The 2,334-nt window shown below is 69.6% G+C and carries 1 protein-coding gene; it reads left to right on the top strand.

The window, feature by feature from the left end; translation table 11 throughout:
• Positions 1–2,334 (top strand): bifunctional proline dehydrogenase/L-glutamate gamma-semialdehyde dehydrogenase PutA (putA, locus tag EN780_RS32335; protein WP_128276302.1); only part of this gene is annotated, 2,334 nt, incomplete at both ends.

Consider the following 2,334-nt stretch of genomic DNA (forward strand, 5'->3'; position numbering starts at 1 on the left):
ATCATGGTGCGGCTGGTCAAGGGCGCCTATTGGGACACCGAGATCAAGCGGGCGCAGACGCTGGGGCTTGCCGGCTATCCGGTATTCACCCGCAAGGTCAACACCGATGTCTCCTACATGGCCTGCGCGAAGAAGCTGCTGTCGATGACCGACCGCATCTATCCGCAGTTCGCCACCCACAACGCGCATACGGTCGCCGCCATCCTGTCGATGGCCAAGGATCGCGATTCCTTCGAGTTCCAGCGCCTGCATGGCATGGGCGAGGCGCTGCATGAGACCGTGCGCCAGGCCGAGGGCACGCGCTGCCGCATCTATGCGCCGGTTGGCGCGCACTCCGACCTGCTCGCCTATCTGGTGCGCCGTCTGCTGGAAAACGGCGCCAACTCGTCCTTCGTGCACCAGCTCACCGACGAGGAGGTCGAGCCTGAAGACATCGCCCGCGACCCGCTGGAAACGGTCGAGCACCAGGGCCCAGCCGCCAATCCGGCGATCGCCCGCCCGGCCGCGATCTTCGGCGCCGGCCGCCGCAATTCCAGGGGCGTCGATATCACCGATCCGGTGACGCTGGCCGCGATCGACAAGGCCAAGGCCGAGTTCGCCGGATCGAACCGCTGGCACGCCAAGCCGATCACGCGCGCCGCCGGCTACGGCAAGGAACGCCCGGTTGTAAATCCGGCGAAGCCCGACGAGGTTGTCGGCACCATCCACGAGGCGGCCGCCAAGCAGGTCGCCACCGCCGTGCGCATCGCCGTCGAAGCGCAGCCGGCCTGGGCCAAGCGCCCGGTCGCCGAGCGCGCGGCGGTCCTGAACCGCGCCGCCGACCTCTATGAGGCCAACGCGGCCGAGTTCTTCGCGCTCGCCACCCGCGAGGCCGGCAAATCGCTGGCCGACGGCGTCGCCGAGGTGCGCGAGGCGGTCGACTTCCTGCGCTACTACGCCGCCGAGGCCGCCAATGCGGAAACGGGCACCGAGGCGCGCGGCGCGATCGTCTGCATCTCGCCGTGGAATTTCCCGCTCGCCATCTTCACCGGCCAGATCGCGGCAGCCCTCGTCACCGGCAATTCGGTCATAGCCAAGCCGGCAGAACAGACGCCGCTGATCGCCTTCCGCGCCGTCGAGATGCTGCGCGAGGCGGGCGTGCCGGAAGACATCATCCAGCTTCTGCCCGGCGATGGCCCCTCGGTCGGCGCGCCGCTGACGGCCGACCCGCGCATCGCCGGCGTCTGCTTCACCGGCTCGACCGAGGTCGCCAAGCTGATCGAGAAGCAACTGGCCGAGACCGCCGCACCCGACGCCATGCTGATCGCCGAGACCGGCGGGCTTAACGCCATGATCGTCGATTCCACCGCGCTGCCCGAGCAGGCGGTGCGCGACATCCTCGCCTCCGCTTTCCAGAGCGCCGGCCAGCGCTGCTCGGCGCTGCGCGTGCTCTACGTGCAGAAGGACGTCGAGAAGAAGATGCTGGAGATGCTGAAGGGCGCGATGGAGGCGCTCCACCTCGGCGATCCCTGGCTGATCTCGACCGATGTCGGCCCGGTCATCGACGACGAGGCGCAGGCATCGATCCGCGACTATTGCACCAGGATGGGCCTGCAGGGCCGGCTGATTGCCAAGCTCGAGGCGCCGAAGAGCGGCCGCTTCGTCGCGCCGCATGTCTTCCGCGTCAAGGGCATCGAGGAGATGGAGCGCGAGGTGTTCGGCCCGGTGCTGCATGTCGCCAGCTTCGACGCCGACGAGATCGACGCCGTCATCGCCGCCATCAACCGCAAGGGCTATGGCCTGACCTTCGGCCTGCACACGCGCATCGAAGGCCGCGTCCAGCATTTCGTCGACGGCATCCATGCCGGCAACATCTATGTCAACCGCAACCAGATCGGCGCCGTGGTCGGCTCGCAGCCGTTCGGCGGCGAGGGGCTTTCCGGCACAGGACCGAAGGCCGGCGGGCCGCATTACCTGCGGCGCTTCCGCAAGGGGCCGGAGGCGGGCACGCATGTCGCCGAGGGCCACAAGGTGACGGCGACCGAACTCGCCGACAACCTGCCCGATCCGACCCTCGGCGGCTGGTCGACGCGACCTGACCGGGTGGCGATCCTGCGGAAGCACCTGCGCGGCAAGGGCGCGGCGGCGATCGGGGCGGCGGCAAGCATCGATTTCGGCCAGGTCGACCTGCCCGGCCCGACGGGGGAGGCCAACACCCTGTCGCTGGCACCGCGCGGCCGCGTGCTCTGCCTCGGACCGGATACCGACACGCTGCTGGCGCAGGCGATCCAGGCGCTTGCCGCCGGCAACGCCGTGCTCGCGGTGGCGCCGGGCGCGCCGGCGGCCTTGTCGGCG

The sequence above is a fragment of the Mesorhizobium sp. M4B.F.Ca.ET.089.01.1.1 genome (assembly GCF_004022605.1).
GTDB classification, from domain to species: Bacteria; Pseudomonadota; Alphaproteobacteria; order Rhizobiales; family Rhizobiaceae; genus Mesorhizobium; species Mesorhizobium abyssinicae.